Origin of the sequence: Ensifer sp. CCNWLY38 (assembly GCF_037120565.1) — a bacterium.
In the GTDB taxonomy this organism is placed as follows: Bacteria; Pseudomonadota; Alphaproteobacteria; order Rhizobiales; family Rhizobiaceae; genus Ensifer; species Ensifer adhaerens_H.
The window spans coordinates 218,725-245,025 of the sequence record NZ_JBBBBO010000012.1; the positions used below are offsets into that span (position 1 = coordinate 218,725).

Below are 26,301 nucleotides of genomic sequence, written 5' to 3' on the forward strand. Positions count from 1 at the left end.
GTCCGGAGACGGCTTCGCGTGTACTCGGAACTGCTGTTAGGCTTCGAGCGGCCCCGGCTTGCGCAGGGCGCTGGAGGGCTGAGCGCAGGCGATCTTCATCAGGTCCGAGCGCCGGCGCGCAAGCCGCGTCGAGACGCGGGTGACGATCAGCCCATCCTGCGGCGCGTGCACGTCGAGCGCGCCGTCGAGCCGGCCGGGACGGGTGAGAATGGTCGCGAGCAGGTCGCCGGCCTTCACGCTCTCGCCGATGTCGCGATGAAACAGGATGGCGCCCGCCTCCGGCGCGCGGATCATCTCGATGTTGTCGAGGGGGGCGACGATGCCGGCGAACGGCGCGATCGCCTCTTCCTCACCGGTCACGACGCCACGGGCGACGAGGAAGCGAAAGACACCCTCGGCGTCCTTCCGGGCAAGCTCCGGATAAACGTCGCGCGTGCCGCGAAGCTCGACCGTGACCGAGAGGCGTCCCGGCAGACGCGCCTTCTTCTGCCCGGTCTCATACTTCCAGGCATAGGCGACGGCCTCTTCGAAGGCGGAGCTTTCGCCATCCGAGAGGAAGACCGCTTCCATGTTGAGCGCAGAAGCGAGGTCGCCCGCCTCCGGCCAAAAGGCGTCGTCGATATAAGCGTATTGCAGCGCCTCGTCGTCGCAGTGAAGGTCGAGCATCAGATCGGCGCCGAGCGCCATATGCAGCAGCTGGCGCTTCAGGCGGTCGGTCGCCGAATAGTGATCGAGATCCTCGATGAGGTAGTCCCGGTCGGCAAGCGAGATCAGCGGAAAGTCGCGGTTGAAGTTGGTGCGTGAGCCGAGGTCGAAACGGCCCTGCAACTCGCCGAAATGCGATTGCGCCGTGCCGATCGGGTTCGCCTGCGGTACGACTGTGATGTCGCCGAGGATGGCGCCGTCTTTTTCCGCCTGCTGCAATCTTTGCAGCAGGAAATGTGCCAGCGCGGTGCCCGGCAATTCGTTGGCGTGCAGCGCCGCCTGGATATAGGTCTTCGGTGCCGCGGCATTCCTGCCCGTGAAGCGGTAGACAGGCAGGCGCCATTCGATGCCGGACGTATCGCCGGCGATGATGATTTCGGAAATGTCCATGGGCTCCTCCCGTATCGTTTTGTTGGTGGCGCTTATCGGCATTCCAACGGCGGTCCGCAAGTCGCTAAGAACTGGGGTGCGGAATCGGGTTGCGCCGAAGTCGCTCTGGCTTTGACATCCGGGGAAGGCCTATTGTTCCTAGAAACCGCTAGCACAGGCAGGAGACGGCAAAATGATCCTGATCGGCCAATACGACTCTCCGTTCGTTCGTCGCGTGGGCATCGCGCTCACGCTCTACGGTATCCCCTTCGAACACCGCCCTTGGTCGTCCTTCGGTAACGCCGACGAGCTTCGCGCGCACAATCCGCTGACGCGCGTGCCGACCCTGGTGCTGGACGATGGGCTGGCGCTCACCGACAGCCACATCATCCTCGACTATCTCGATAGCCTCGTTTCCGACGATCAGGTCATGTTCCCGCGAACCGAGCCGGCACGACATCGGGCACTCCGGATCGCCACGCTCGCGACCGGCCTTGGAGATAAGGCGGTCAGCCTGTTTTACGAGAAACGCCTGCATGGCGAAGTCTCGGCTCTCTGGGTCGATCGCTGCCGCCGCCAGATCGAGGAAACGCTCGGCGTGCTCGAGGCGAGCCGTGCGCAAAGCCAGAGCGAATACTGGTTCTCGGAGCGCATCGGCCATGTCGATATCGCCGTTGCGGTCGTCCTGCGGTTCCTTAACGACGTACATACCGATCTTGTGGCGATCTCGAACTACCCTCATCTGCAGGCACATGCGCAGAAGCTGGAAGCGCTCCCCGTGTTCCAGACGATCAGCCAGCCTTTCATTCCGCCGGCTTGAGGCTTCAGTGCGCTCCGGCGAGCGGCAAAGTACAGCATCGCCGCGCGTCGGAGAGGACGCGCGGCGATCTCGATCGGCAATGCTGGCTGGCTTCAGGCGCTCCGGCTACTCGGCCTGAGTGGTGAAGGTCGCCGGATAGGGCTGAACGTCGGCGAGGGCCGGGGCGGCAATGGCGATGGCTGCGCTGGCAATGAGGGAACGGAACATTCTGTCTCTCCTGTTTGTCGGTGTGTGCCAAAAGGCGTTCGATAAGCAGAAGATGACATCGGACTGTTGTTCGAACTGGTAGCCGAAAAGCGGAGTTATTGTTCGCCTTTGCCGACTCTCGTTCCCACCGGGGTAGCGACCGGATGGGTGTGGGCGGGCACTTCAAGGCCCGCCCTGCGAAACCTTCGATTGGCGATCCTACGCCGGCGGCATGGTCTCGAATTTGGTCAGGGCCGGATCGAGATGGTCCCAGGCATGCCCGCGTATGCCGTAGGTCACCGCCTGAGGCCTGTAGCGGCTCGGATCGTCGAGGCTTGCCGCGCGAACACTGAAGAACTCCGGCATGGCCGAAAAGGTCATGTAGACGGGCGAGCCACAGGTGGGACAGAAGCCGCGCGTCTTCACATGGCCGCTGTCGGCGACCATGTCCCAGTGCGTGGCTTCGCCTTCGAGCTTCACCCCGTCGCGGCGGAACGTCATATGCGAACCATGCCCGGTCCCGCTCTCGTGCTGGCAGTCGCGGCACTGGCAGTCGTTGGAGAAAACCGGTTCTCCGGAGATTTCGTAGCGGATCGCACCGCAGGCGCATCCGCCGATATAGGACTTGCTCATACATTCCTCCTGTTTCGGGCAAGGCAAAGCCTGGAGCACGGCCGTAAGGGCCGCGCCGACCATTCTCTTTGCTTGTTTCGGGTTGGTGAGGTGCCGGATCGCCGTGACGATCCGGCTTTAGCATCTAGTGCTGTTCGTCGGTGACGGTGCCGAGGCGCGACAGGACCTTCGTCCAGCCCTCGCTCATGTTCTTGTAGGCGCTATCGTTCTTCGGCGTGACGAAGCCGGAATGCACAAGGCGAAGACGGGTGCCGCTGTCGACCTTTGCCAGCGTCCAGGTGACGACCGTATCGAGGCGGGAGCCGTAGCCGGTATTGCCCTCGTGCCCGCCCTGCCAGGAGTAGACGAAGCGCTCATGCGGACGCACCTCCAACACCTGGCAACGGATCGTCCCGTCCCAGGCGCCGGCCGGCGTCGTCTGGAAGGTGAAATGCGTGCCCTCCACGGGTTGAAAGCCCGTCGGCGGCATGATCCAGCGGCCCATCAGGTCGCCGTTGGTCAGTGTTTTCCAGATCGTCTCGGGCGTATGCGGAAACACCTCGTCGACGACGATGTCTTGCGTTTCGGACTTCAGAACTGCTGCGCCGGTCACGGATCGATCTCCTTGAGAAGAGTGCGCAGATTGGCAAAGCGGTCGCGCCAGAAGGTGCCGTAGTGGCTCATCCAGTCGACGAGCGGCGCCAGGCCCTCGGGCTCGGCGCGGTAATAGACGTTGCGGCCCTCCGGACGCTCGGCGACGAGACCCGCCTGCTTCAGCGACTTGAGGTGCTGGGAAATCGCGCCCTGCGTCACGCCGCTGCCGCGGGTGAGCTCGACCACGGTGATTTCCTCGGCACTGGCGATGCGCTCGAAGACGGCGCGCCTTGTCGGGTCGGCAAGGGCGCGCATGACGGCGGTGATGGGGGCGGTTTCAATCATCATGGCTGAATCATTAGTGCAGACTGATTGATTAGTCAATACTATTGTTTTCGCCCGGCGCTCCTGAAACGATAAGGCTGTCGTCCGAGTTTGGGTTCGAGACGAGAAAAAGGGGCGTCACCCGAGGTGCGCCCCTTTGCGTTGTTATCGGTTGAGGTTGCTTATTCGCTAGCCTGCGCGGCCTGTTCGATCAGCTTGGCGACGGCGTCCGGCTTCGAGACGTAGACGGCGTGGCTGCCGGATGTTTCGACGACGGTGGAGCCGGCGCGCTTTGCCATCTGGCGCTGGGCGGCCGGCGGGATCATGTGGTCGTCGGTCGCAACCAGATAGAAGCTCGGCTTTTCCTTCCAGGCCGGAGCGGTGACGGCACCGGCTGCCGCTTCCACGCCCCACGGCACCTGGGAGTCGGCCATGAAGGCTGCAATTTCGGGATCGACGTCGGCCGCGAAGGCGGCGGCGAATTTCGCCTTGTCGAGTGCCAGGAAACCATCGACCGGCGGCAGGATCGGCGGAACGGAGGCGCCGGCCGGCGGGTTGGCGATCAGCGTGGAAACGGACTCGCCCTTATCCGGCGCGAAGGCGGCGATATAGACGACGGACTTCACCTTTTCGTCGGTGCCTGCTTCCGAGACGACCACGCCACCATAGGAGTGGCCGACGAGCACGACCGGGCCGTCCTGTGCGGCGATGGCGCGTTTGGTGACGGCAACGTCGTCTGCAAGCGAAAGGGTCGGGTTCTGGACGATCGTGACATTGTAGCCGTCCTTCTTCAGGATGTTGTAGACGCCCTGCCAGCCCGAGCCGTCGACGAAGCCGCCGTGAACGAGCACGACATTCTTGGTGGCAGGGGCGGCCTCGGCCGGGGTGAGTGCGCTTGCGGAAAGTGCGAAAGCGGCGGCAGTGATGAGGGTCTTGATCATTTTCGGGTCTCCTTGTCGGGTTGGTTTCCGCGAAAATCATTATCGCGATAATCATCGTATACGCCAACTCGATTTCGTTGTAAAGATACTTTTTATCGCGATATTGATTTTCGCAACACAAGGTTCGAACTGCGCCAAGGAGACTACGATGTCTGATGCACCCACCCTGCCGCTGGACAGCCAGCTCTGTTTTTCGATCTATTCGGCGTCGATCGCCATCAACCGCGTCTACAAGCCCATGCTCGATGCGCTGGGTGTGACCTACACGCAGTATCTCGTCCTGAGTACGCTTTGGGAAAAGGATGGCCTGACGATCTCGGCGATCGCTGATCGGCTGAGCCTTGAATCCAGCACCATTACGCCAGCGGTCAAGCGGTTGGAGGCCGCCGGTTTCGTCGGCCGGCATCGCAGCATGGTCGACGAACGCCTGGTCGAGGTTCACCTCACCGCCAAGGGTCGGGATCTCCACGTGAAGACCGGATGCTTGACGGCCTCCCTGCTGGAGCATTCGGGTTTCACCGTACCGGAGATGATCGATCTGAACGAAAGGATCCAGAAGTTGCGCAACGGAATGCGGGACGCGGCCAAGGCGTAGAGGCGGCGAGCATAGCGACGCGGTTCGGCGCCGGGCTATGTCTGCTTTCTCGATGGTGGCGGTCGTTTCCAGCCCATCACCGCTTCCGCGCTCCAACGCGCATCTGTCAGCCCGGCGATCAGGAAATCGGCGAGGGCAGAGACCTTCGCGGGGCGCGCGCGCGCCGTCGGCGTCACGAAGTACAGTCCGCCTTCCGGTAGACGCCAGTCGGTGAGAACAGGTTCCAACCGTCCGTCCGGAAAATACTGGGTGGCGATGAACTCGGGGAGCTCGGTCATCGCCAACCCTTCGAGTACTGTCGGCAGCAAGGCTTCCGCGCTCGTCCCTCGCAGCAACCCCCTGGGCGCAACCGCCACTTCCTCGCCGGTCTCGCGATGGGTGAAGCGCCAGACGTCCCGTTTCGACCGGTTGGCGTAGCTCAGACACTGGTGGGCGACGAGGTCGTGCGGATGCTGCGGGCGGCCATTTTTTTCAAGGTAAGCCGGCGAAGCGACGACGAACCGTTGGACAGGTGCGATCAGCCGCGCGACGAGCGATGAATCCTCCAGCACGGCGATGCGCAGCGCAGCGTCGAAGCCATCGCCGATGAGGTCCGTCTGCGCATCGGTCAAGTGAAGATCGACTGCGATCTCGGGGTAGCGCCGAAAGAACTCCGGCAGAAGGGGAGCGACCCAGCGCGTGCCGAAGGACAGGGGCGCCGCTAGCTTAACCAGCCCTCGCGGACGGCTGGCGGCGTCGCGCGCCAGGTCCTCCGCCTCTTCGGCATCCGCGAAGATCCTGGACGCTCGTTCGGCCAGCATGTGGCCGTAGTCGGTCAGGGCAAGTCGGCGCGAGGTTCTATTGAGCAGACGACCGCCAAGTCGCTCTTCGAGACGGGTGACGGCGCGCGATACGGTTGCGACCGAAACCCCCATCGTCCGTGCCGCCGCAGCGAAGGAACGCTCCTCCGCCACCTTGGCAAACATCGCCAGCGCTTCGAAATCGGGCGTTTGGACATCGACAATTCTGCAATGATGACTTTCAACCATTTCTATTTCGAAAAGAGCGGAGTCGCAACATCATAGCCTGGTCCGCAACGAATTGCGGAGTCCACGTCAAGGAGACGTTCAATGTCTGCGACCCGTTATCTTCCCTTTGTCGGCCGGCTGCTGATCGGCCTTCCCTTCGCCATGAGTGGCTTCAGCAAACTCGGTGCCTACAGTGCCACGACCGGCATGATCGGTGCCGTCGGGCTGCCTTTTCCACCGCTGGCTTTCGCCGTGGCAGTGCTTGTTGAGCTTGGTGGAGGTCTGCTTCTCATTGCCGGCTATCGCACCCGCTCCGTAGCGGCTGCTCTCGCCCTGTTCTCCCTCGCAACGGCCTTCTCGTTTCATAGCAATTTCGCGGATCAGAACCAGATGATCCACTTCCTCAAGAACGTCATGATGGCGGGTGGGCTTCTTCAGATCGCTGCCTTCGGCGCCGGTGCTGTCAGCATCGACAATCGGAACAGGGACAGAAAGCTGGACGCAAGCGCGACACTCGCCGCCCAATAGTCAGCCAATGCCGGATCGGCGGATGTTGCCACCGGGTTGAGCTATCCAGACCTGACCCCGTGCCATGTCCTCATGCTTCCGGCTATCGGCCCGACCCCAACCGGAGAAAAGTGATGTCTTTCCTCGTATCGACCTTGTTGCTTCGTAACCTCCACGACGTGTTCGGTGAGATTTTCCATGAAGACGCCGTGTTCTACGACCCTAAGGGCGGTGTTTTCCGCGGCCGCGACGAGATTGATCGCATCGCGGGCGTGATCAAGGCCACACATCCCGACTTTCAATATCAGCCGATCGCCCCACCTGAGGAAATAGGCAATGGTGGCCGGGTCCGGTGGCTGTCAGGCAGTCCCGGCAAACCACCGGCCTATGCCGGGACCGATTTCATCATCGCCCGAGATGGCAAGATCGCTGCGGTCTATCTCTTTTTTGATGCGCTTCCATAGAAGAGACGCATCGTTATCGCCTTCCGGGCACCGGGCAGCGGCTATCTCAGCCGACCGATCGGAATGATCTCGGGCGCGGAGGTTTCGAACGGTCTGCCGTCCCAGCCGCCGAGCCACTGTTCGACGACCAGCCCGGCCTCGTCCATCATCGCGACGAGGTCTTCATGGGAAGGGAAGGCGATTTTCGACTGGGCCGCGTAAGTGCGTCCGTCGGCTGCGATCCGGTAGAAAGTTCCGTATTCCACGATACCCGTGGCCGGGTCATGCTGCACATCGTTCCAGGCGAGAACCTGGCCCAGGACCGGATGAACGATATCCCGTTCGGATTCAGCCGCGGTCCACTCCCGCCATTCTTCGACCAGCGGATTGCGGCTGTCGAAAATGAAGCGCCCGTCGGGAGCCAGATGCGCTGCGATGGTCTTGAGTGCGGCGAGTTGATCCTCCCTGGTCAGGAAGACCTGGAAGGCATGGCCGCTGAGCAGCACCATATCGAAGGTCTCGTCGAGGCGGATGCCCCGCCCGTCGCCCTCGACCCAACGCACCCGGTCGCCGCCGGGTCGCGACCTTGCGACGTCCAGCATGGCCGCCGCCGGATCGACGCCGACGACCCGTTTGCTGCCATCTTCTGCCAGAGCGACAGCCAACAGGCCGGTGCCGCACCCAAGATCGAGGATCGAGGTGCGGCCAGCGGCCATGGTCTTCAGATATTCGGAATCGGCGGTCCAGCCGTTCTCGATGTCGTAGAACTCTACAAGGCTTGGATCGCTATAGAGCTTGTCTGACGACATCGAGATGACTGCTTATTCCCACTCGATCGTGCCCGGCGGCTTCGAGGTCACGTCGTAGACGACACGGTTGATGCCGCGGACCTCGTTGATGATGCGCGTTGCGGCGCGGCCGAGGAATTCCATGTCGTAGTGGTAGAAGTCGGCCGTCATGCCGTCGACCGAGGTGACGGCGCGCAGCGCGCAGACGAACTCATAGGTGCGGCCGTCGCCCATGACGCCCACGGTCTGCACCGGCAAGAGCACGGCGAAGGCCTGCCAGATGGCGTCGTAGAGGCCGGCCTTGCGGATCTCGTCGAGATAGATCGCATCGGCTTCGCGGAGAATCTCGAGCTTCTCGCGGCTGATGCCGCCCGGGCAGCGGATGGCAAGGCCCGGACCCGGGAAGGGGTGGCGGCCGATGAAGCTGTCGGGCAGGCCGAGCTCGCGGCCGAGCACGCGCACCTCGTCCTTGAACAGTTCGCGCAGCGGCTCGACGAGCTGCATGTTCATGCGCTCCGGCAGGCCGCCGACATTGTGGTGCGACTTGATCGTCACCGACGGGCCGCCGGTAAAGGACACGCTTTCGATGACATCGGGATAGAGCGTGCCTTGCGCGAGGAAGTCGGCGCCGCCGAGCTTCTTGGCTTCTTCTTCGAACACTTCGATGAACAGGCGGCCGATGATCTTGCGTTTGGTCTCGGGATCGCTGACGCCCTCGAGCTCGCCGATGAAGCGGTCGGACGCGTCGATGTGCAGGAGGTGCAGGTTGTAGTGCTCCTCGAACATCGCAACGACGTTCTTCGCCTCGTCCTTGCGCATCAGGCCGTGGTCGACGAGGATACAGGTCAGCTGGTCGCCGACGGCCTCGTGGATCAGGAGTGCGGCAACCGAGCTGTCGACGCCACCGGAAAGCGCGCAGATCACCTTCTTGTCACCGACCTGCTTGCGGATCGCGTCCACCGCCTTGGCGCGGTAGGCCGACATCGACCAGTCACCCTTGATGCCGGCGATCTTGTGTACGAAGTTGGAAATCAGCTTGGCGCCGTCGGGCGTGTGCACCACTTCGGGGTGGAACTGCACGGCGTAGTACTTGCGCTTCTCGTCGGCGATGAAGGCGAAGGGGGCGTTGGCAGAGGTTGCCACGACCTCGAAGCCCTCGGGGATCGCGGTGACGCGGTCGCCGTGCGACATCCAGACCTGGTGGCGCGAGCCGACGGACCAGAGGCCTTCAAACAGCGGGCAGTCCTTTTCGACTTCCAGGAAGGCGCGGCCGAATTCGCGGTGATGGCCGCTCTCGACCTTGCCGCCGAGCTGGGCGCAGATGGTCTGCTGGCCGTAGCAGATGCCGAAGACCGGCAGGCCGGAATCGAAGATCACCTGGGGCGCGCGGGGCGAGCCGATGTCGAGAGTGGACGCCGGGCTGCCGGACAGGATCACGGCCTTCGGCTTCAGCCGCTGGAAGCCTTCTTCAGCCGACTGGAACGGTACGATTTCGCAATAGACACCGGTTTCGCGCACGCGCCGGGCGATGAGCTGCGTCACCTGGCTGCCGAAATCGACGATGAGGACGGTGTCGGGATGGGCTGTCTGGGTCATTGGAAGCCTTCAAACAAGCTTGATCATGGCGAGCCTTTAATGAAAGCCCGCCATCAGCGCAACGATTCAATTGCACCCCGACAATTCCGGGGTTTCAGAGCGGGATGACGAAAAGTGCGTGCGGTTTTTCCGCCCACATCCCGCTCTGACTTACGATCACGTTTCGAGCCGGATCGTGCCGCTTGAAACCGCATTCTCCAACCGGTCGATCACGGCTGCAAGCTTCTCGTCGATGACGTGCAAATATTCCGTCCAGTCGCTGACGTGCTTGAGCTCGGCCTTGCCATCGGAAATGCCGCGAAGCGCAATCAGCGGAACCCGGAAGGACTGGCAGGCGCGCAGGACCGCAAAGGTCTCCATCTCCACCATGTCGGCGTCGATCGCGTCATAGGCGGCTCCCGAGACGATGTTGGCGCCGGTCGAAAGCCGGGCCTCCGGCACGCCGGGAATCCTCAGCGGCAGCGGCACCATGGCCGGCAGGTCGAGAAACGGTGTTGCGCCCTTCTCGAAGCCGAGCGGCGAGGCATCCATGTCGCGATAACCGACGGAAACGGCCTGGTAGACTTCCGTCTGTTCGAGCGTCGCGGCACCGGCGGACCCGAGCGAAACGACCAGATCGGGCAGGGCCCCTTCCGCGGCAAGCTCCGTGAGCGTGCGCGTCAACACAACGGCGGCCTCGACCGGGCCGACGCCGGTCATCAGCGGTTTGATCCGCTGCTTGAGGTGCGGCCCGTATTCGGCATCAACGGCCATGACGTAGAGAACCCTGCGTCCGGCAACGGTTTTGACGGCAAAACTCATCCTTCGATCCCCTGGCGTCCGCGCACCACCATCATCGTCCCGGTCATCGAGGCGATCAGCTTCGCCGGCCCGTCGGCGCGGATCGCGTAGCCGCGCCCGTCGGAAACGATGATCGTCGAGCCGGGTTTGGTCACTTCACCGCGAAACAGGAAGCGCTCGCCGCGCCCCGGCGAAAGCAGGTTGACCTTGAACTCGATCGTCAGGATCGAGGCATCCGGGTCGATCACCGAATAGGCGGCATAGGTGCCGGCCGAATCCAGCGCCGCCGAGATCACGCCCGCATGCAGGAAGCCATGTTGCTGCGTCAGCTTGTCGTCGAACGGCAGTTCGATCTCGACCGTGCCCTGTTCGACGAGCGTCAGTTCGGCGCCGACCGTGCGCATTGCCGCCTGCCGCGCGAAACTCTCGCGGATGCGCTTTCGGAAATCGGGGGGATCACGGTCGTCCATCAGTCCACATGGCCTTTTTTGTCGGGCGGCATCATTATGCCTGCGGGACAGTGGCACGCTCGTGAAGGTCCGACAAGTTCAATTCATGAGCAAAATCGAGCTGTTGAGCGTCGTCGCAAACGCAACCCAGGCGAGATAGGGCAGGAACAACGGGGCCGAAACGCGATCCCGCCGCCGGCTTGCGACGACGAAACCGGCGACTGCAATCAATAGCGCGATGATGGTGGCCTCGACAGATAGAACCGACTTTCTGGCTTTCCATGGGGGCTGCCGTTTTGAAGCCGTGATCTGCAACCTATATCATGTGCCATGAAGAGCTTCAGAAGCATCGATATCCGGCCGGCCGGTCCGGATGACATCATGATGATCGCCTCCGTCATCGTCGAAAGCTGGCGATCGACGTTCCGCGGACTGATTTCCGACGCCTTCCTCGATGGGATGAGCGTCGAAGAGCAGGCGCTGCGCCACGCAAGGCGCATGCGCGTCGCCGACGTCTTCCATCTGGTCGCGGTCGACATGAGCACGAACAAGGTGATCGGCTTTGCCAATTACGGAAAAGCCCGCTCGATGCCGCCGCGGTTCGATCGCGAGCTCTATGCGCTCTATATCCTCAAGGAATTCCAAGGCGCCGGCATCGGCTCGGCACTGGTGCGCAGCGTTGCCGCCCATTGCCGGGAACTGGGCGGCAAGTCCCTGTTTGCCTGGGTGCTTTCCAGCAATCCGAACAGGGCGTTCTACGAGCATCTCGGTGCGGTTGCCATCGGCCAGGGCCAGGTAAGCCTCGGCGGCGAAAACCACGACCAGACCGCCTATCGCTGGGACGACTTGGCAAAACTCTCCGGCGCGGGCCGCTTTTCGGCCTGAGGCATGTCTCCGGCCTATGCCAAACGAACGATGTGCTGATCCCAGGCGACCCGGCTTTGGCGCGCCTTGAAGTGGCCGTCATAGGACGAAACGGCAAAGCCGTGGCCGGCGCTGGCGACCCCTGCTGCATCGACGACGCGCTCTTCCTTCAGCACCGTGCCGGTGCGGGCATCGAGCGTCACGGCCACGTTGCCCTTCGGTGAGGTCAGTCCAACAAGCCCTTCGTGCCGGTTGACGGCGATCGCGCCGACATAGTTCGCCAGCGCTTCCGTCGTGCGTTCGGGCAGCGACAGGAATTTCAGGTCTTCGCCCTTGGAGAAGGATCCGACCAACGGCGGCAGGTCGTTGCGCGCGCCTTCGTACTGGCAGGCAAACCAGATCTCGCCCTTCGGGCCGATATCGACGTGGCGCGTCGAAAGACGGCTGAGTTCAGCAGGCAGACCGTGCCTCTGCACGAGCGCGCCGCTTTGCGTGTCGACCAGCGTCAGGCTCGGCTCCATATGGTCGAGATTGAGCTTGGTTCGGCCGAAATCGGGATGGGTCTCGATGCCGCCATTGGCGATCGCAAGCAGCCGTCCGTCGGCAGCGAGCGTCATGTCGTGTGGACCGATGCCATAGGTCGGGAATTCGCCAATGCGGGTGAAGTTGTCGGTGCCGTCATAGATGCCGACCATGCCGCGATTGCCGGCAAAATCGTTCTCGGTGGCATAGAGCAGCTTGCCATCCGCCGAGAAACAGCCGTGACCGTAAAAGTGCCGGCCCTCTGCTGCAGCGATGACCACTGGTTCCGCCGAGCCGTCGGTCGAAAGGATCATCGCATAGGTGCCGGGCCGGCGGGCGAAGGCGACCGCCCGATGGCTGACGGGCGAATAGGCCATGCCATGCGCTCGCGCCGGAAGCGTCGTACGTTCGATGATCTCGCCGGCTTCCGTCAGCGTTGCAACGCCATAGCTTCCATCCGGCGCCATGAAGGCCGAGGCGAAGACGGCGTCGGCTCTGCCAAGGGCGAAAGCCCGGTCGGGTGCGAGGCTTGCTACCCAGGCCGCGCCCGCCATTTTCACGAAACTGCGTCGATCGATCAGACCCGTGGCGACTGTCATGCCATCCTCGCTCGTCGTGGAAACCTGCAGCCCTGAACGGGGTGTCGCTCAGGGCTGCGATATAGCAGGTTGCGGGGTCAGAGCCAGCCCCGGCGCTTGAAGTAGAAATAGGGCACGATCGCCGAGATCACCATCAGCATCAGTGCCGCAGGGTAGCCGAACTCCCACTGCAGTTCCGGCATCACCCCGAAGTTCATGCCGTAGATCGAGGCGACCAGCGTCGGCGGCAGAAAGACGACGGCGGCGACCGAGAAGATCTTGATGATCTGGTTCTGCTCGAGATTGATGAGGCCGAGCGTCGCGTCGAGCAGGAAGTTGATCTTGTTCGACAGGAACAGCGCGTGGTCGCCAAGCGAAGTTGCATCCCGCTGGATCAGCTTGATCCGCTGCCGGCTTTCCTTTCCTGCCTTGCGTGGCCCCATGCCTTCGAGCGCCACGTGATAGGCAACGAGCCGACCGATGCTGACGAGGCTTTCGCGGATGACCGTCAGGAGGTCGCCCTTCTGGCCGATCTGCTCGATCAGCGACTGCAGGTCGCGCGTCTTCTTGGTGGCGCTGGCATTCGTCTTGCGGAACACTTCGCGCGAGATCGCGTCGACCTCGCTGCCGGCGCGCTCCAGCGCGTCCGCCGTACGGTCGATGATTGCCTCTAGAAGACCGAGCATCACCAGTTCGCCGCTTTCGCAGATCTGGCCGTTCGTCTTCTGAATGCGGTTGGAGAAGATCTGGAACGGTTTGGGATCGGCATGGCGCACGGTCACCAGCGTCGTCCCCTTGAGGATGAAGGTCACCGGCACCTTGACCGGATAATCGCTGTCGAGCTTCGCGGTCGCCGTCATCGTCATGAACTCGGCACCGTCCTCCTGGTAGAGGCGGTCGGAAAGCTCGATTTCCTGCATCTCATCACGGGTCGGGATCTCGATGCCGAGCTGGCCCTCGACGAGGCGCGTTTCCTCAACGGACGGATTGAAGAGGTCGAACCAGATGGCGGGCGTCGGCGATGCGATGCCGTCAAGCATGTCGACGAGCACGAGGTGGCTGTTCTGGCTTTTGTAGATGCGCAGCATATTGGGCTCCATAGGGCGAGTCATCCGACCGCCACGGAGCCCTGATCAAATCAGGACCGGACGGCCGTGAGCGTGAAGGCTCGACTTCGACTGTCGGGGTTCATTGTGAGTTGGTCCTTGTGGTGAAACGTGCCCGCGAGAGCGGACACGGGAGCGCTTTGCGCCTAAAAGCCTTGATTGTCAACACTCTGAGTTTGAGCGAGATGCGGGCGGAAAACCGCGCACACTTTTCCTCATCCCGCTCTGGAGCGCGTGCGTTCAATTGAACGCACTAAGGACGCTCCAGCACTTTGATGCGAGAGCATCTTTTCCGCTCCGGTGCCTACATCTGCGAGCTGGATGCTCTAATCGCCGTCGGCGAAGGAGAAGCCGGCGCCAAGCCCGATCGCGCCGCCGAAATCCTTGTTCAGGCGGTTGAGGAGGTCGTTGGTGTTGAGCGACAGGAATGCGAGCTTGGCGCGCTTGTCGTCGTCAGTGAGCGCGGCATCGATCGGTCCATCGATGTTGCGGGCCATGCCGATCACCGACTTGAAGACGAAGTCGGCCGAACCTGCCACGGAGCGGCTGTCTTCCGGCAGCAGGCTTTGCATGTCGGCAACATCGAACAGCGTCTTGAGCCCGCTCACGTTGCCGGCGATCGAGGCCATGGTGTTGCCGGAGCGCCAGTAGATCGCAAGTTTCGGATGCCCCTTGTCGTCCTTGCCCTCGTAGAACGGCTTCAGCCGCTGGTCCTTCACCGTCTCGACGCCATGGACGAGAATGCCGAGCAGTTCGGTCGCCGCCTCGCGATTGTCGCGGAATTCGGGATTGTCGGGGCCTGGGTGTTTCCAGGCGGCCTGGATGCCGTCCGGCTTCTGCCAAGCGGCCAGGAATTCATTGGCGATGTCATCGAGGTTCCCAGTGATCGCCAGGCCATAGCGGCAGCGGAAGTCACCCTCCTTGCCCGAAAGCGTCTCGGCGCCGCTGCCGTAAAGCACGTATTCCAGCGCACCCAAGCCTTGGGCGGCGACGCTCTTGCCCTTGAGTGTAGCCACGTCCGTGGCGCTTTCGTCTTTTTTCAAAACGATCGCCTGGACCTGCTTGAGCCCCGTGCTCTTGCGGTCGGGGTAGAAGAGGAATCGTTCGAAACGGTTCTGCTCAAGCGCAGGGCCGAGTCTCACGACCTCGATCGCCGACCAGGCGCCGACCAGGTCGGAGAACGCACTCTGCGCGTTCTTGAGTGCCGGCTGCGACGGCGCCTCGCAGAGCTTCGCTGTCGCTTGCCTGGCAGCGGCGGTCTTTTCCGACAGGTTGCGGTAGCCGGGAATGATGAAGTCGTCGACGGCCTTGGCCATGACGGCGGGCACGGCGGCCTCGTTGACGACGCGCGGCGAGAGCGCGCTCCCTTCCTGAGCCATCGCGGGCGATGCGGTCGTCAGCGCCAGGGAGAATGCGAGGGTGAGCGTATGCGTAGAGAGCATCAGAGTGACTCCAGGAAGGCAAGGAGATCGCGGCGATCGCTTGCGGCAAGGGCGGCGAAAGCATCGCGGGCCTTCTGCCCTTCGCCGCCATGCCAGAGGATCGCTTCGGTGAAATTGCGGGCGCGTCCGTCGTGCAGCAGGAAAGTGTGCCCGCTGACGGTCTTCGTCAAGCCGATGCCCCAGAGCGGTGGGGTGCGCCACTCGCTATCGCTGGCGACGCCTACCTGCTGGCCGTCCGCAAGGCCTTCGCCCATGTCGTGCAGCAGGAAATCGGAATAGGGCCAGATGAGCTGGAAGGACTGCGCCTTGTTTGCGGCATCCCGGCGGGTGACGAATTTCGGCGTGTGGCAGCTCGTGCAGCCGAGGTCGTAGAAGACCTTCTTGCCGCTGAGCGTCTCGGCAAAGCTCGCCTTGCGGCGCGCCGGAACGGCAAGGTTCTCCGAATAGAAGGTCACGAGGTTAAGCACCGGATCGGGCGCTTCGGTCGGACCAAGCCGGTCCTGCACACCGGTCGCCATGGTGAGGCATTTCACTTGGGCGGCTGTGCAGTCGCCATGCGGCCGGTCGGCGTCGGGAGAGGAGATGCCGATATCGGTGGCAAAGGCATCGGCGCTCTGCTGCCGCACGGTGGCATTCTGCGCCTTCCAGCCGAAACGTCCGATTGTCAGCCTGCCGGTCTTCGCGTTACCTCTGAGTGCCGGGCGGCCGCTGATCCCGTCGCCGTCGGCGTCGTCAGGATCGGCAAGCGCGAGGATGTCCGCCTCATGGATCGCCTCGATGAGGCCGAGCCCGATCATCGGCTGGGCCACGCGCGGCGAAAGGGTCGTCTGTGGATCGAGCGGCCCGTAGGCGAGGTCGGCCACAGAATAACTCGGCTTGCGCAGTGACGCCGTTTCGCCGTCAGGGAAGATGAAGGGCTGCTCGGTATAGCTGACCTTCAGATGCCCTTCGGCAGCGAGGCCCGGCACGGCGCTATCCTGAAGCTGGGCACCATAGACTGGGTCCGGGAAGTTGACGACCTGATGCGTCTCGATCAACCGTCGCTCGTCGTCGTCGCGCGAAGGGCGCGCCAGACGGAAGAACATCGAAGTCGCATCGGTGGAGCCCTCCGGCGGGCGTCCGCGTCCGTCCTTCAGGTGACAGCTCTGGCAGGCGCGGGCGTTGTAGAGCGGGCCAAGGCCGTCGGAGGCTTGGGTCGAGGAGGGCGAGGAGACCCAGAGCTTGCGGAACAGCGCGTTGCCGAGCTTGAAGCCTTCCTCTTCCTGGAAGGTGAGATTGGCCGAAAACTGCGAGAAGCTGTCGGCATTGACGGGCGCGATCGAGGTCGCAGCACCACCGGACATGGCCTCGAAGCTTTCCGCCTTCGAGAAGTCATCGGTCGGCCGTGTGACCGTAAGGACGCGTTGGCGGTCCTTGATGTCGAGGTCAGTGCGTTCGATCGGAAGGCCGTCGCCGGCAAGGGCGGGCAAGGCGGTAAAGAGCGCCTGCGCAAAAAGAAGCGCGAGAAGGCGAGGAGCGCCAGTTTTCATCAGTAGAGGATCGGGCCGCACCGGTGCCGGCGCGGCCCGCCTTTTCAGCTTATTGGAAGACGGCGTTAGGATTGTCCAGGCTGTCGGAACCTTCAAGCTCGATCGTGCCGAGATCCAGTGACGCAATGACGCGCTGAACGGTCTTTGCCTGGGCGATCAGGCCGTCGATCGCCGCCTGCACGGTGGCGTTGCCCTCGGCATTGCCTTCGCCGATCATCTGGTCGTAGGCCTCGGTGGTTTCCGCGCGCTTGGCCATTGCCTGCATCTTCTCGACTGTGGTCGAAAGGTTGCCGGTCATTTCCTTGTCGAGTGCTGCGTCCTTGGCGGCAACGAGTTCCGAAAGCGACGGGCCGGTCATCTTGGTGCCGTCGACGCGGGTGTACTCGCCCGTATAGGCCGACTGGATGCCGATCGCGTCGTGCAGGTGCGAGTTGTGCGTGTTGTCGGAGAAGCAGTCATGCTCTTCTTCCGGATCGTGCAGCAGCAGGCCGAGCTTCATGCGCTCGCCGGCAAGTTCGCCATAGGAGAGTGAACCCATGCCGGTGAGGATGGCGACGAGGCCAGCCTTCGGGTCAGCCTCGACGGCCTTGGTTGCGGCACCGTCCGGTGTCCAGTTGGCGACCATTTCCTTGAGGTCGGAAACCAGGAGCTCGGTCGCGGCCTTCAGATAGGCGGCGCGGCGGTCGCAATTGCCGCCGGTGCAGGCCTTGGTGTCATAGTCGGTATAGGGGCGGTTTCCTGCGCCAGCCTTGGTGCCGTTCAGGTCCTGGCCCCAGAGCAGGAATTCGATCGCATGGTAGCCGGTGGCGACGTTCGCCTCGATGCCGCCGGCTTCCTGCAGTGTGCCCGCCAGGAATTCCGGCGTGATGTTGGAGGCGTCGACGTCTTTGCCGTCGATCTTGATCGTCTTGTTGGCAATCACGTTGGCGGTGAACAGCGCGTTCTCGTCGCTCTCGGTACCATAGCTCGGGTCGACATAGTCGATCAGGCCCTCGTCCAGCGGCCAAGCGTTGACCTTGCCTTCCCATTCGTCGACGATTGCGTTGCCGAAGCGGTAGACTTCGGTTTCCTGGTAGGGGTTGCGGGCCTTCCGCCAGGCGTCGCGCGCGGCCTTCAGCGTTTCTTCGCTCGGCGTCGCGATCAGCGCGTTGACCGCCTTGTCGAGTGCCTCGGCCGTCGTCAGCGCATCTTCGAATTTGGCATGGGCGACGGCGGTGTAATGCTTCACCACGGCGGCGGCATCGGTTGCCGCGTGGGCCGGCTGCAGGGCCAACGCCGACGTTGCCGTCATGAACGCCAGCGCGGCGCCGCGGATGAATTTCTTGGTCATGACCCTCTCCTGTTACTTCCTTCGGCGCAGCCGAGCGAGCCCGCAAACGCGGTATCGTTCAGGCGTCGGGCCATGAGAAAAGGCCCCGGCCGGGCCTGCTTCTCATGAACCAAAAGCAAACTTGTGTCAAAGTGTATAGTTTAGAACGTTTTCAATCTGATGCGCGTGTTTTGACCATTGTCAAAAGGCGTCAACCCTTGCGTTGCATCAGGCAGAAGAAGAAGCCGTCCGTGCCGGTTGAGGCGGGCGTCAGCGTCACCGTCTTCATGTCGGCCGACCAGGGCTGCGGCTTGTCGGTGCCGAAAAGCGTCGCCCAGATATCGGCCGCCGACAGGATCTCGAATTCCGGATTGTCTTCGCAGAAGCCGTAGACCTGGGCCTCGTTTTCCTCAGGCAGGACCGAGCAGGTGACATAGATGAGGTGGCCGCCCGGGCGGACGAACTGGGCAGCGCTCGCCAGCGCTTCCTCCTGCTGGGAGATGCGCTCTTCGAGGTTCTTCTGGTTGAGCCGCCATTTCGTGTCCGGCCGCCGGCGCCAGGTGCCGGTGCCGGTGCAGGGCGCATCGACCAGCACACGGTCGAAGCGGCCGGCGAGCGGCGCCAGGCTGTCGGTGGATTCATGTACCTGGACATTGCGGGTGCCCGCGCGCTTCAGCCGCTCGATGATCGGGGCAAGCCGCTTGCGGTCGGTGTCGTAGGCGTGCACCTGGCCCTTGTTGTTCATCGCGGCGGACATGGCGAGCGTCTTGCCGCCACCGCCGGCGCAATAGTCGAGCACCTGTTCGCCTTCCTGCGGAAAGGCGAGATCGGCAACGATCTGCGAGCCCTCGTCCTGGACTTCGAACCAGCCCTTCTGAAAGGAGAGTTCCGCCGTCACGTTCGGCAGGCGCGAGGCGCCTTCGCCGGCCGGAATGCGAATGCCGTTGCGAGCGATCGTCGCCGGTTCGGCGCCGCTTCGCTCCAGCGCCTTCAGCACCTTGGCGCGCGAGGCCTTCAGCGTATTGGCACGCAGGTCGAGCGTCGGCCGGCCGGCGAGCGCCTTGGCTTCATCGAGCCAGTCGTCGGAGAAGTTTTCCTCGAACGAGGCCTGGACCCATTCGGGAATGTCGCCCTGGATGTGGGCTGCGGCGTCTTCGAGGCGGCGCGTGGCGAAGGCTTGCGTCATCTCGGCAGACGGCATCTCAGGTGCAAACTTGTCGCCGTCGAGTTCGGCCGCGAGCGCTTCCGGCGTAAAGCCCCATTGCCGGTACATGACGGCATGGCCGAGTGCTGCGGCGCTGTCGCTGTCCATCAGGTAGGCGTGGGAGAGCTTCATGCGAAGCGCGTCGTAGACGATGTTGCCGATCGCGGAGCGATCGCCGGATCCGGCGAAGCGATGCGAGAGGCCCCAATCCTTGAGCGCGTCGGCGACCGGGCGCTTCCGCTTTTCGATATCCTCAAGAACCTCAATGGCTCCAGCGAGCCTGCCGCCCAAACGCATCTTCGATCAACTCCTTTTTCGCCGTGGTAACGGCGATGGCATCGAAGAGCAAGACGGCGGAGAAGATTAACCGCCGAGAATGGTCTTTCTCAAGTAAACCCACCCGACGATCGGTCGGATGGCAGTATTTCAAAAATCAGGAATTGATGACGCGATAACAGATGCTGGCGTGGCCGGAGCGGATCATGCCGATCTGCGAGGCTGCAGCCTTGGAAAGGTCGATCACGCGGCCACGAATGAATGGCCCACGGTCGTTGATCCGAACGATCACGCTCTTGCCGTTGCGCTTGTTGGTGACCTGAACCTTGGTTCCGAACTTCAGGCTGCGGTGGGCGGCGGTCAGGCGGGCGGCATTCATGCGCTCGCCGGAGGCGGTCTTGGAGCTCAGCGCGTACCAGGACGCGCCGCCGCAGCCGGCGCCGGCTGCATGGCTATCGGAAACGGAAACGAGACCGATAGCGGTCGTGAACAGCGCTGCAGCGGCAGCAGCCTTGATCTTCGCTGGCGTCAACTGGCGATCCCCTCGGTCAAATGGTTGAATAAAAATCTTCTGGGAACCGCTAATTGGGGCGAAAAATGGCGAAAACGTGCTTCAACCATTTACGATCTATTAGGATTTATTAAAAAAGGACGAAAATTCAAAAACGAAGATTGTTTGAAATAGTTTAAATGGAGCCAGGAAGTTCTTTGGAATCAGCGGTTGAACGCTCACAGCCTTCCGTACGCAGGCGCAACTCAGTGGTAAACGAAAAATTTCATTAAAAATTTCGAATTGGACGAAATTTCCGGAATCCGGATGGTCGAAAACTCGTTACTAGCGCACAGGTTGTATTCAATTCGTCAAGTATCGAATGAATATCCAGAGAAAGTCACAATTCTGGCGGCGCTGCCGCCGCCATTACTGATGTACTGACTATCGGCTTTCTATAAGCATTTCGGGTTATGTTATTGATTGAGCGCCGAGTTGCGTTTCAGGCGTTGCGCCATGTGCCGGATTGCCAGAGCTGCGCAAGCGAAACGCGATAATCCGGATACGCGAACTCGAAACCGGTGGCGCGCATGCGGGCGTTCGATACCCGCTTGTTCTCGCCATAGAAGGAGCGGGCCATCGGCGACAGCTCCGCCTGCTCGAAGGGAATTTCCGGCGGCGGTTCGACGCCCATCAGCCGCGCGGCCTCGGCCACCACGTCCTGCGGCGGCGCCGGCTCGTTGTCGGTGATGTTGAAGACGCCGCTCGTGCCGTTGTTGGCGAGGAACAGGGTGGCCGCGCCGATATCTTCGACCCGGATGCGGTTGAACACCTGGCCAGGCTTGATCAGGCGTCGGGCCGTGCCGTTTGCGAGATTGCAGAAGGCATTGCGTCCGGGGCCGTAGATGCCGGCGAGCCTCAACACGGCAACCGGAATGCTCTGCCTGGCGCCGAAGGCGATCCAGGCATCCTCCGCCTCCACCCGCTCGACCGAGCGGGCCGAGACCGGTTTGCGCAGCATGTCCTCGGTGACCCATTCGCCGCCGTGGTCGCCATAGACGCCGACGGTCGAGAGGTAGCCGATCCACTTGAGGTTCGGCGCCAGTTGCGCGAGATCCGGGCTGGAAGCGCGGAACATCGGATCGCCGTCGCGGCCGGGCGCGATCGACTGGATCAGGTGCGTCGCCTGGCCAAGCGCAGCAGCGAGTTCGTCGGAGATCGTTTCGCCGTCGAAGAGGATCGGGCGGATGCCGGCCTTTTCAAGCTTCGTCGCCTTCTCCTCGGTGCGGGTGGTGCCGACAACGCTTGTCGCCGTCGGGGCCATGGCCCGCGCGATTGCCATACCGGAGTAGCCGGCGCCAAGGATCAGGACATGCATCGGCTCACTCCCGCCATCTGCCATTCGTTGAGGACGTCTTCGTCCGTCTCTGGCTCGCATTGTTCGGCAAATTCCGCAAGCGTCGCCGGCGCGACCAATCGTGACAGCGCCCAGACCGCCATCGCCCGCACCACGGGCGAGGGATCGCCGACGCGCGCCTTGACCGCAGGCACGAGCGCCTGGTTGCCGGAGTTGCCGGCCGCGATCAGCACGTTGCGCACGAAACGGTCGCGGCCGATGCGCTTGACCGGCGAGCCCGAGAACAGGCTGCGGAAGGCCGGGTCGTCGAGGTCGAGCAAGCTGTCGAGCGCTGGCGCCTTCAGGTCCTCGCGCGCCTTCAGCTTCATTTCGGAGGCCGCCTGCGCGAACTTGTTCCAGGGGCAGGCGGCGAGACAGTCGTCGCAGCCATAGATGCGGTTGCCAATCAACGGGCGGAGCTCCGGGTCGATCGGACCCTTGTGCTCGATCGTCAGGTAGGAAATGCAGCGCCGCGCGTCGATCTGATAGGGCGCAGGAAAAGCGCCGGTCGGGCAGGCATCGAGGCAGGCGCGGCAGGAGCCGCAATGGTCGCGCTCCGGCTCGTCGATGACGAGGTTCGCCGTTGTGAACAGGCTGCCGAGAAACAGCCAGGAGCCGAATTCGCGACTGACGAGATTGGTGTGCTTGCCCTGCCAGCCGAGGCCGGCCTTTTCCGAGAGTGGCTTCTCCATCACCGGGGCGGTGTCGACAAAGACCTTGACGTCCTCGCCGGCGCGCGCGGCGAAGCGGGTCGCGACTTCCTTGAGCTTGCCCTTGATGATGTCGTGATAGTCGCGGTTCTGGGCATAGACCGAGATCGCGCCGCGATCGGTCTTTTCGAGAATCCTGCGCGGATCGTCTTCCGGGCCGTAGTTCATCGCGAACATCACCACCGAACGCACGTCGCTCCAGAGCGTTCGCGGATCGGAGCGTCGCTCGGCAGTCTCGGCGAGCCAGTCCATCGTGCCGTGGAAGTCGTCGTCGAGGAAGTCCTGGAGCCGGGCCGGCGCCTCGGGAATGGCGTCCGGCCGGGTGATGCGACAGAGATCGAAGCCCTTGTCTGCCGCCTCGGCCTTCAGGAACTCGGTCAGCTTCAGCCGCCGTCGATCCCCATTGTCAGCCTTGGCAGCGATGCCGGGCACGGTTTCAGCCTCAGAAGTCGAGGTCCGCATAGTGCGGAACCGGGGTCACGCCGCGCACGCGTTCAGCAAGCAGCGGCCGGAAGGAGGGGCGGGACTTCAGCCGCTGGTACCACTCCTTGGCGGTCGGGGCATCCGACCAGTCGATCTCGCCGAGATAGTCGAGCACGGACACCGTCGCGGCCGCGGCGAGATCCGCATAGGAGATGCGGTCGCCGGCAAGCCAGGTGCGCGAACCGGCGAGCCAGGAGAGATACTTCATATGCTGGCGGATATTGGCGCGCGAGGTGCGCAGGACCTTGCTGTCGGGCGCGCCGCCGCCCTGGTCCGGTGTCATCTGCAGCTTGAAGATCCGCTCGCGCACCAGCGGCCGCGTCACGTCCGCTTCCATCTTGTGCAGGAACCACTCGACCAGGCGGCGGATTTCCGCCCGCTGGAACGGGTCCTCGGCCAGAAGCCGGCGATCCCGCTTCATGATTCCGTTCGTCTCGTCGAGATATTCCGAGATGATCGTGGCGCCACAGAGCGCTCTCATACTGTCGTCAACATAGACCGGTAGCGTCCCGGCCGGGTTCAAGGCCAGGAAGTCGCGCCGGTTCTCCCAGGGCTGTTCCTCGGACAATTCCGTCTGATAGCCATATTCCGAGAGGATAAGGCGAACGAACCGTGAAGCGGAGGACATGGGGTGATGATACAGTGTCGGCATCGATGATCTGGCTTCTCAGAGTCTTTTTGCTGGGGGCGTCAGCGTGGCGGCGCAAGCGTCTGGCCACGGCTCCTGTGATAGAGCTATAGAAATTTGCGGTGGCAAACACAAGCGAATCAACCTTTTCCTCCCACTCCAAAACTTGTCAGGAAAATCTCATATATGGCGGATCAATCGATCATCAGCGCGCTCGTCCTCGGGCTCATCGAGGGCTTGACGGAGTTTATCCCTGTTTCGTCGACGGCGCACGTCCTCCTTGCCGGCCACTTCCTCGGCTTCAGGTCGCCGGGCAACACCTTCGCCGTCTTGATCCAGCTCGGCGCCATTCTGGCCATCCTGCTCGTCTATTTCCAGAAGCTTCTGTCGATCGCGCTGGCGCTGCCGACGAGCATCAAGGCGCGCCGCTTCGTCCTGTCCGTTCTGATCGCCTTCCTGCCGGCGGCCGTCATCGGCGCCATCGCCCATGATTTCATCAAGACGGTGCTGTTCGAAACGCCGATGCTCATCTGTGTCGTGCTGATCGTCGGCGGCTTCATTCTCTACGCCATCGACCATCTGCCGCTGAAGCCGCGCTACACCAACGTCATGGACTACCCGCCGTCGCTGGCGCTGAAGATCGGCCTGTTCCAGTGCCTGGCGATGATCCCCGGCACCTCGCGTTCCGGCGCCACGATCGCCGGCGCCCTGCTGATGGGGACCGACAAGCGCTCGGCCGCGGAGTTCTCGTTCTTCCTGGCGATGCCGACCATGCTCGGCGCCTTCACGCTGGACCTCTACAAGAACCGCGACGCGCTCTCCTTCGACGACTTCACGCTGATCGCCGTCGGCTTCATCGCGGCGTTCGTCGCCGGCATCTTCGTCGTGCGTTCGCTGCTCGATTTCGTCTCGCGGCGCGGCTTCACGCCTTTCGCCATCTGGCGCATCGTCGTCGGCACGGCCGGCTTGATCGGCCTCTGGCTGCTCGGCTGAGCCGGGATCAACGATCTCAAACGAGAAAAGGCGCGTTCCGGACGCGCCTTTTTCTTTGACCTCAGAGATTTCTCTGACCTCGGACCAAGCCCTAAAAACAAAGCCGCGTGCGTCTCAAGGTGAAACGCACGCGGCTACTGGCCCCCGCCAATAACTCTAAAATATGCCCTTCCAATGCAATTCCAGGAAAAGTGCGAAGCCGCTTTCCGTCCGGAATTGCCTGATCTAAAGGGCGCCGGCCTTAGTTGCCGGAAAGACCGATCGATGCCGTCGTGCACGGATCGACGCCATAGGCCGGCGCGCAACCCTTGCCGCTGCTCGCGACCGTGTTCGGCGCGATGAATGAGCCAGCCAGAATGATCAGTGCCGCACACGCAAAAAAGATTGCGATCGACTTGCCCATGGACGCTATGCCTTTCGAGATTGCTGCTGCCGCCCGCCGTCATGCCTTGCGATCGGGGCGCGAGGCGGTGTTTAGTCGCTGGATATGACATGATCAATATCAGGACATGTTGAATTTGCGGTAAATGCCATTCGCTTTCTTAACTGCGGCAGAACTGCAACGCTGTTGCCTGGATACCACAGCAAACGGCCGCCGGTGGGTACCGGCGGCCGTTCAAAAGAAGATGGGCTTCGCAGCGATCAGGCGCCGCGGCCGCTGCGCGTGTACTGGCCCTGCGGGCGATAGCGCACCAGATAGGTCGGCAGGATCGACTCCAGCATGGTCGGATCGATGCCGATGCCGGCGAGCGTACGTCCCTCCGAAACCGCCTTTGCCGAGACGACATTGTCGGATTTCAGCAACACCACCTGGTCGGCGGTGAGCGGCGGCGTGACGAAGGGGATCATCGACGCGATGCTGCCGATGAAGGACGCGACGCCGAAGGGCAGCGAGACGAGCGTACGCTTGCGGTCGATCGTGTTGAGCATGATCTCGAGACAATCGCGGAAGCTTAAGACATCCGGGCCGCCGAGTTCGTATATTTTGCCCTTGGTGACCTTGCCGTCGACAGCGCGCGCCACGGCCTCGGCGACATCGGTCACGTAGACAGGCTGGAACTTGGTGTGGCCGCCGCCGATCAGCGGCAGGACCGGCGAGAAGCGCGCCATGTCGGCGAACTTGTTGAAGAAGCCGTCCTCGGGACCGAAGACGATCGACGGACGCAGGATGATCGCGTCAGGCTTCGTTTCCAGGATCGCGGCCTCGGCGCGGCCCTTGCTGCGGGCGTATTGCGACGGCGAGGAAGCGTCCGCGCCGATCGCCGAAATGTGCGTCAGCGTGGCGCCGACGCTACGTGCCGCTTCAGCCACCGCGCGCGCGCCGAAATCCTGGACGGCGTCAAACGTGTTGCGCCCTTTTTCAAACAGCACGCCGACGCAGTTGATGACGTGGTCGGAGCCTTCGACGGCGCGATCGACGGATTTCCGGTAGCGCAGGTTCGCCTGGACGAAGGAGATCTGGCCGACATTGCCGAGCGGCTGCAGGTGGCCGGCAAGGTCGGGCCGGCGAACGGCAACGCGAATGCGGTAGCCGCGCTTGGCAAGCGCGCGCACGACATGACGGCCGACGAACCCGGATCCGCCGAAAATCGTCACCAGCGGCGGAAGGTTGGACAAGGTCATGGGAAACGCACTCCTGATCGCAGTGGAAAGAATTGATTGCTACATAGCCCAACAGCCGCGAGAGGTGAAGGCCAATCCACGCGGCTTGTCGGGTCTGTCGGAAGATGAGGATGGCAGGTCGTCAGACGCCTTCGACGACGACCATCTCCGCGTCGGCGACTTCCTGGCGGATCGCGGCGGCAATCTGATATTCGGGCGAGTTGTAACAGTCGACCGCTGCCTGCAGCGACGGAAATTCGATGACGACGTTGCGCGCGCGGACGCCGCCCTCAAGGCGATGATGTTCGCCGCCGCGTGCGAGAAAATTCGCGCCGTATTTCTCGAAGGCTGGCTTTGCTGCCGCCACATAATCCTTGTAGCGCTCGGGGTCGCGGACATCGACCCGTGCGATCCAGTATCCCTTGGCCATGTTGAGCTCCTCGTCTTTCGGCA

30 protein-coding genes are annotated in these 26,301 nt (G+C 62.8%); 6 read left to right on the forward strand and 24 right to left on the reverse strand.

Annotated features, from left to right (window positions below; genetic code table 11):
- Positions 1-36 precede the first annotated feature (36 nt).
- Positions 37-1,095: a succinylglutamate desuccinylase/aspartoacylase domain-containing protein gene (locus V7S54_RS24785; protein ID WP_065372133.1), complete on the reverse strand. Its 1,059-nt coding sequence runs from the start codon at positions 1,093-1,095 to the stop codon at positions 37-39.
- A gap of 172 nt (positions 1,096-1,267) precedes the next feature.
- Between V7S54_RS24785 and V7S54_RS24790 the strand changes: the two genes are divergently transcribed.
- Positions 1,268-1,894 carry a glutathione S-transferase family protein gene (locus tag V7S54_RS24790; RefSeq protein ID WP_065372134.1) on the forward strand — a complete coding sequence of 209 codons (627 nt, stop codon included), beginning with the start codon at positions 1,268-1,270 and terminating at the stop codon, positions 1,892-1,894.
- 405 nt (positions 1,895-2,299) lie between these two features.
- Here the strand turns inward: V7S54_RS24790 and V7S54_RS24795 are convergent, their stop codons facing one another.
- The 4 genes from V7S54_RS24795 to V7S54_RS24810 all read right to left on the reverse strand — a co-directional run bounded on the left by V7S54_RS24795 (position 2,300) and on the right by V7S54_RS24810 (position 4,551).
- Complete coding sequence (locus V7S54_RS24795) at positions 2,300-2,713, reverse strand: GFA family protein (protein WP_065372135.1); 414 nt, start codon at positions 2,711-2,713, stop codon at positions 2,300-2,302.
- A gap of 124 nt (positions 2,714-2,837) precedes the next feature.
- The gene (locus tag V7S54_RS24800) at positions 2,838-3,305 is read right to left on the reverse strand and encodes an SRPBCC family protein (protein WP_336408969.1); all 468 of its coding nucleotides are present in this window, start codon (positions 3,303-3,305) and stop codon (positions 2,838-2,840) included.
- On the reverse strand, positions 3,302-3,631 hold the full coding sequence (locus tag V7S54_RS24805) for an ArsR/SmtB family transcription factor (protein ID WP_065372434.1): 330 nt from the start codon (positions 3,629-3,631) through the stop codon (positions 3,302-3,304). Before V7S54_RS24805 ends, V7S54_RS24800 begins: the two co-directional genes overlap by 4 nt.
- A 161-nt stretch (positions 3,632-3,792) precedes the next feature.
- Positions 3,793-4,551 (reverse strand): alpha/beta fold hydrolase, encoded by a 759-nt coding sequence (locus V7S54_RS24810; RefSeq protein WP_065372137.1) that lies wholly within the window; start codon positions 4,549-4,551, stop codon positions 3,793-3,795.
- Positions 4,552-4,699: 148 nt separating this feature from the next.
- On the opposite strand from V7S54_RS24810, the gene V7S54_RS24815 reads away from it, so the two are divergent.
- Complete coding sequence (locus V7S54_RS24815; protein ID WP_065372138.1) at positions 4,700-5,146, forward strand: MarR family winged helix-turn-helix transcriptional regulator; 447 nt, start codon at positions 4,700-4,702, stop codon at positions 5,144-5,146.
- A gap of 35 nt (positions 5,147-5,181) precedes the next feature.
- Here the strand turns inward: V7S54_RS24815 and V7S54_RS24820 are convergent, their stop codons facing one another.
- Positions 5,182-6,174 (reverse strand): LysR family transcriptional regulator, encoded by a 993-nt coding sequence (locus tag V7S54_RS24820; protein ID WP_336408968.1) that lies wholly within the window; start codon positions 6,172-6,174, stop codon positions 5,182-5,184.
- Between the two features lie 81 nt (positions 6,175-6,255).
- Here V7S54_RS24820 and V7S54_RS24825 point away from each other — a divergent pair, with 81 nt between their 5' ends.
- Together V7S54_RS24825 and V7S54_RS24830 are read left to right on the forward strand one after the other, a co-directional pair.
- Complete coding sequence (locus tag V7S54_RS24825; protein WP_065372140.1) at positions 6,256-6,681, forward strand: DoxX family protein; 426 nt, start codon at positions 6,256-6,258, stop codon at positions 6,679-6,681.
- Positions 6,682-6,794: 113 nt separating this feature from the next.
- Positions 6,795-7,124 (forward strand): nuclear transport factor 2 family protein, encoded by a 330-nt coding sequence (locus tag V7S54_RS24830; protein ID WP_336408967.1) that lies wholly within the window; start codon positions 6,795-6,797, stop codon positions 7,122-7,124.
- Between the two features lie 41 nt (positions 7,125-7,165).
- On the opposite strand, the gene V7S54_RS24835 is transcribed toward V7S54_RS24830, so the two are convergent.
- The 5 genes from V7S54_RS24835 to V7S54_RS24855 form a co-directional block, all read right to left on the reverse strand.
- A complete protein-coding gene (locus V7S54_RS24835) occupies positions 7,166-7,912 on the reverse strand; it encodes a class I SAM-dependent methyltransferase (RefSeq protein ID WP_336408966.1) in 747 nt (248 codons plus the stop codon).
- 12 nt (positions 7,913-7,924) lie between these two features.
- Positions 7,925-9,487 carry a glutamine-hydrolyzing GMP synthase gene (gene guaA / locus V7S54_RS24840; protein WP_065372143.1) on the reverse strand — a complete coding sequence of 521 codons (1,563 nt, stop codon included), beginning with the start codon at positions 9,485-9,487 and terminating at the stop codon, positions 7,925-7,927.
- Positions 9,488-9,643: 156 nt separating this feature from the next.
- The gene (locus V7S54_RS24845; RefSeq protein WP_065372144.1) at positions 9,644-10,288 is read right to left on the reverse strand and encodes a 5'-methylthioadenosine/S-adenosylhomocysteine nucleosidase; all 645 of its coding nucleotides are present in this window, start codon (positions 10,286-10,288) and stop codon (positions 9,644-9,646) included.
- On the reverse strand, positions 10,285-10,737 hold the full coding sequence (locus tag V7S54_RS24850; RefSeq protein ID WP_057247911.1) for a PaaI family thioesterase: 453 nt from the start codon (positions 10,735-10,737) through the stop codon (positions 10,285-10,287). The genes V7S54_RS24845 and V7S54_RS24850 overlap by 4 nt, the downstream gene beginning before the upstream one ends.
- A 78-nt stretch (positions 10,738-10,815) precedes the next feature.
- Entirely contained in the window at positions 10,816-11,031 is a 216-nt protein-coding gene (locus V7S54_RS24855) for a tryptophan-rich sensory protein (protein WP_083203442.1), read from the reverse strand.
- Positions 11,032-11,046: 15 nt separating this feature from the next.
- On the opposite strand from V7S54_RS24855, the gene V7S54_RS24860 reads away from it, so the two are divergent.
- Positions 11,047-11,601, forward strand: a complete 555-nt coding sequence (locus V7S54_RS24860) for a GNAT family N-acetyltransferase (RefSeq protein ID WP_065372145.1) — start codon at positions 11,047-11,049, stop codon at positions 11,599-11,601.
- A gap of 14 nt (positions 11,602-11,615) precedes the next feature.
- Here the strand turns inward: V7S54_RS24860 and V7S54_RS24865 are convergent, their stop codons facing one another.
- The 10 genes from V7S54_RS24865 to V7S54_RS24910 all read right to left on the reverse strand — a co-directional run bounded on the left by V7S54_RS24865 (position 11,616) and on the right by V7S54_RS24910 (position 23,277).
- Positions 11,616-12,701: a DUF1513 domain-containing protein gene (locus V7S54_RS24865; protein ID WP_065372146.1), complete on the reverse strand. Its 1,086-nt coding sequence runs from the start codon at positions 12,699-12,701 to the stop codon at positions 11,616-11,618.
- Positions 12,702-12,778: 77 nt separating this feature from the next.
- Positions 12,779-13,768 carry a magnesium transporter CorA family protein gene (locus tag V7S54_RS24870; RefSeq protein WP_065372435.1) on the reverse strand — a complete coding sequence of 330 codons (990 nt, stop codon included), beginning with the start codon at positions 13,766-13,768 and terminating at the stop codon, positions 12,779-12,781.
- Positions 13,769-14,112: 344 nt separating this feature from the next.
- Entirely contained in the window at positions 14,113-15,231 is a 1,119-nt protein-coding gene (locus tag V7S54_RS24875; RefSeq protein WP_419178142.1) for an imelysin family protein, read from the reverse strand.
- Positions 15,228-16,757 (reverse strand): di-heme oxidoreductase family protein, encoded by a 1,530-nt coding sequence (locus tag V7S54_RS24880; RefSeq protein ID WP_065372436.1) that lies wholly within the window; start codon positions 16,755-16,757, stop codon positions 15,228-15,230. The genes V7S54_RS24875 and V7S54_RS24880 overlap by 4 nt, the downstream gene beginning before the upstream one ends.
- 49 nt (positions 16,758-16,806) lie before the next feature.
- Complete coding sequence (locus V7S54_RS24885) at positions 16,807-18,087, reverse strand: imelysin family protein (protein WP_065372148.1); 1,281 nt, start codon at positions 18,085-18,087, stop codon at positions 16,807-16,809.
- Between the two features lie 190 nt (positions 18,088-18,277).
- Complete coding sequence (locus tag V7S54_RS24890) at positions 18,278-19,567, reverse strand: RsmB/NOP family class I SAM-dependent RNA methyltransferase (RefSeq protein ID WP_065372149.1); 1,290 nt, start codon at positions 19,565-19,567, stop codon at positions 18,278-18,280.
- A gap of 136 nt (positions 19,568-19,703) precedes the next feature.
- On the reverse strand, positions 19,704-20,078 hold the full coding sequence (locus V7S54_RS24895) for a septal ring lytic transglycosylase RlpA family protein (protein WP_057247919.1): 375 nt from the start codon (positions 20,076-20,078) through the stop codon (positions 19,704-19,706).
- Positions 20,079-20,538: 460 nt separating this feature from the next.
- Complete coding sequence (locus V7S54_RS24900; protein ID WP_065372150.1) at positions 20,539-21,414, reverse strand: SDR family oxidoreductase; 876 nt, start codon at positions 21,412-21,414, stop codon at positions 20,539-20,541.
- Positions 21,402-22,574 carry a tRNA epoxyqueuosine(34) reductase QueG gene (queG, locus tag V7S54_RS24905; protein ID WP_141679255.1) on the reverse strand — a complete coding sequence of 391 codons (1,173 nt, stop codon included), beginning with the start codon at positions 22,572-22,574 and terminating at the stop codon, positions 21,402-21,404. The genes V7S54_RS24900 and queG overlap by 13 nt, the downstream gene beginning before the upstream one ends.
- A gap of 10 nt (positions 22,575-22,584) precedes the next feature.
- On the reverse strand, positions 22,585-23,277 hold the full coding sequence (locus V7S54_RS24910) for a glutathione S-transferase family protein (protein ID WP_057247922.1): 693 nt from the start codon (positions 23,275-23,277) through the stop codon (positions 22,585-22,587).
- A 162-nt stretch (positions 23,278-23,439) separates the two neighbouring features.
- On the opposite strand from V7S54_RS24910, the gene V7S54_RS24915 reads away from it, so the two are divergent.
- Positions 23,440-24,246 (forward strand): undecaprenyl-diphosphate phosphatase, encoded by an 807-nt coding sequence (locus tag V7S54_RS24915; protein WP_065372152.1) that lies wholly within the window; start codon positions 23,440-23,442, stop codon positions 24,244-24,246.
- A gap of 241 nt (positions 24,247-24,487) precedes the next feature.
- Here the strand turns inward: V7S54_RS24915 and V7S54_RS24920 are convergent, their stop codons facing one another.
- The 3 genes from V7S54_RS24920 to V7S54_RS24930 form a co-directional block, all read right to left on the reverse strand.
- Positions 24,488-24,649, reverse strand: coding sequence for a hypothetical protein (locus V7S54_RS24920; RefSeq protein ID WP_141679256.1), 162 nt, complete (start codon positions 24,647-24,649; stop codon positions 24,488-24,490).
- A 239-nt stretch (positions 24,650-24,888) separates the two neighbouring features.
- Complete coding sequence (locus V7S54_RS24925) at positions 24,889-25,869, reverse strand: complex I NDUFA9 subunit family protein (protein WP_065372153.1); 981 nt, start codon at positions 25,867-25,869, stop codon at positions 24,889-24,891.
- A 121-nt stretch (positions 25,870-25,990) separates the two neighbouring features.
- The gene (locus tag V7S54_RS24930) at positions 25,991-26,278 is read right to left on the reverse strand and encodes a DUF1330 domain-containing protein (protein ID WP_065372437.1); all 288 of its coding nucleotides are present in this window, start codon (positions 26,276-26,278) and stop codon (positions 25,991-25,993) included.
- Positions 26,279-26,301 lie beyond the last annotated feature (23 nt).

Bases quoted from the DNA above. Each gene is read 5' to 3' on its own strand.
- V7S54_RS24785 (WP_065372133.1), bottom strand. From the start codon at position 1,095: ATGGACATTTCCGAAATCATCATCGCCGGCGATACGTCCGGCATCGAA.
- V7S54_RS24790 (WP_065372134.1), top strand. From the start codon at position 1,268: ATGATCCTGATCGGCCAATACGACTCTCCGTTCGTTCGTCGCGTGGGC.
- V7S54_RS24795 (WP_065372135.1), bottom strand. From the start codon at position 2,713: ATGAGCAAGTCCTATATCGGCGGATGCGCCTGCGGTGCGATCCGCTAC.
- V7S54_RS24805 (WP_065372434.1), bottom strand. From the start codon at position 3,631: ATGATTGAAACCGCCCCCATCACCGCCGTCATGCGCGCCCTTGCCGAC.
- V7S54_RS24810 (WP_065372137.1), bottom strand. From the start codon at position 4,551: ATGATCAAGACCCTCATCACTGCCGCCGCTTTCGCACTTTCCGCAAGC.
- V7S54_RS24815 (WP_065372138.1), top strand. From the start codon at position 4,700: ATGTCTGATGCACCCACCCTGCCGCTGGACAGCCAGCTCTGTTTTTCG.
- V7S54_RS24820 (WP_336408968.1), bottom strand. From the start codon at position 6,174: ATGGTTGAAAGTCATCATTGCAGAATTGTCGATGTCCAAACGCCCGAT.
- V7S54_RS24825 (WP_065372140.1), top strand. From the start codon at position 6,256: ATGTCTGCGACCCGTTATCTTCCCTTTGTCGGCCGGCTGCTGATCGGC.
- V7S54_RS24830 (WP_336408967.1), top strand. From the start codon at position 6,795: ATGTCTTTCCTCGTATCGACCTTGTTGCTTCGTAACCTCCACGACGTG.
- V7S54_RS24835 (WP_336408966.1), bottom strand. From the start codon at position 7,912: ATGTCGTCAGACAAGCTCTATAGCGATCCAAGCCTTGTAGAGTTCTAC.
- guaA (WP_065372143.1), bottom strand. From the start codon at position 9,487: ATGACCCAGACAGCCCATCCCGACACCGTCCTCATCGTCGATTTCGGC.
- V7S54_RS24845 (WP_065372144.1), bottom strand. From the start codon at position 10,288: ATGAGTTTTGCCGTCAAAACCGTTGCCGGACGCAGGGTTCTCTACGTC.
- V7S54_RS24850 (WP_057247911.1), bottom strand. From the start codon at position 10,737: ATGGACGACCGTGATCCCCCCGATTTCCGAAAGCGCATCCGCGAGAGT.
- V7S54_RS24860 (WP_065372145.1), top strand. From the start codon at position 11,047: ATGAAGAGCTTCAGAAGCATCGATATCCGGCCGGCCGGTCCGGATGAC.
- V7S54_RS24865 (WP_065372146.1), bottom strand. From the start codon at position 12,701: ATGACAGTCGCCACGGGTCTGATCGATCGACGCAGTTTCGTGAAAATG.
- V7S54_RS24870 (WP_065372435.1), bottom strand. From the start codon at position 13,768: ATGCTGCGCATCTACAAAAGCCAGAACAGCCACCTCGTGCTCGTCGAC.
- V7S54_RS24880 (WP_065372436.1), bottom strand. From the start codon at position 16,757: ATGAAAACTGGCGCTCCTCGCCTTCTCGCGCTTCTTTTTGCGCAGGCG.
- V7S54_RS24885 (WP_065372148.1), bottom strand. From the start codon at position 18,087: ATGACCAAGAAATTCATCCGCGGCGCCGCGCTGGCGTTCATGACGGCA.
- V7S54_RS24890 (WP_065372149.1), bottom strand. From the start codon at position 19,567: ATGCGTTTGGGCGGCAGGCTCGCTGGAGCCATTGAGGTTCTTGAGGAT.
- V7S54_RS24900 (WP_065372150.1), bottom strand. From the start codon at position 21,414: ATGCATGTCCTGATCCTTGGCGCCGGCTACTCCGGTATGGCAATCGCG.
- V7S54_RS24910 (WP_057247922.1), bottom strand. From the start codon at position 23,277: ATGCCGACACTGTATCATCACCCCATGTCCTCCGCTTCACGGTTCGTT.
- V7S54_RS24915 (WP_065372152.1), top strand. From the start codon at position 23,440: ATGGCGGATCAATCGATCATCAGCGCGCTCGTCCTCGGGCTCATCGAG.
- V7S54_RS24920 (WP_141679256.1), bottom strand. From the start codon at position 24,649: ATGGGCAAGTCGATCGCAATCTTTTTTGCGTGTGCGGCACTGATCATT.
- V7S54_RS24925 (WP_065372153.1), bottom strand. From the start codon at position 25,869: ATGACCTTGTCCAACCTTCCGCCGCTGGTGACGATTTTCGGCGGATCC.
- V7S54_RS24930 (WP_065372437.1), bottom strand. From the start codon at position 26,278: ATGGCCAAGGGATACTGGATCGCACGGGTCGATGTCCGCGACCCCGAG.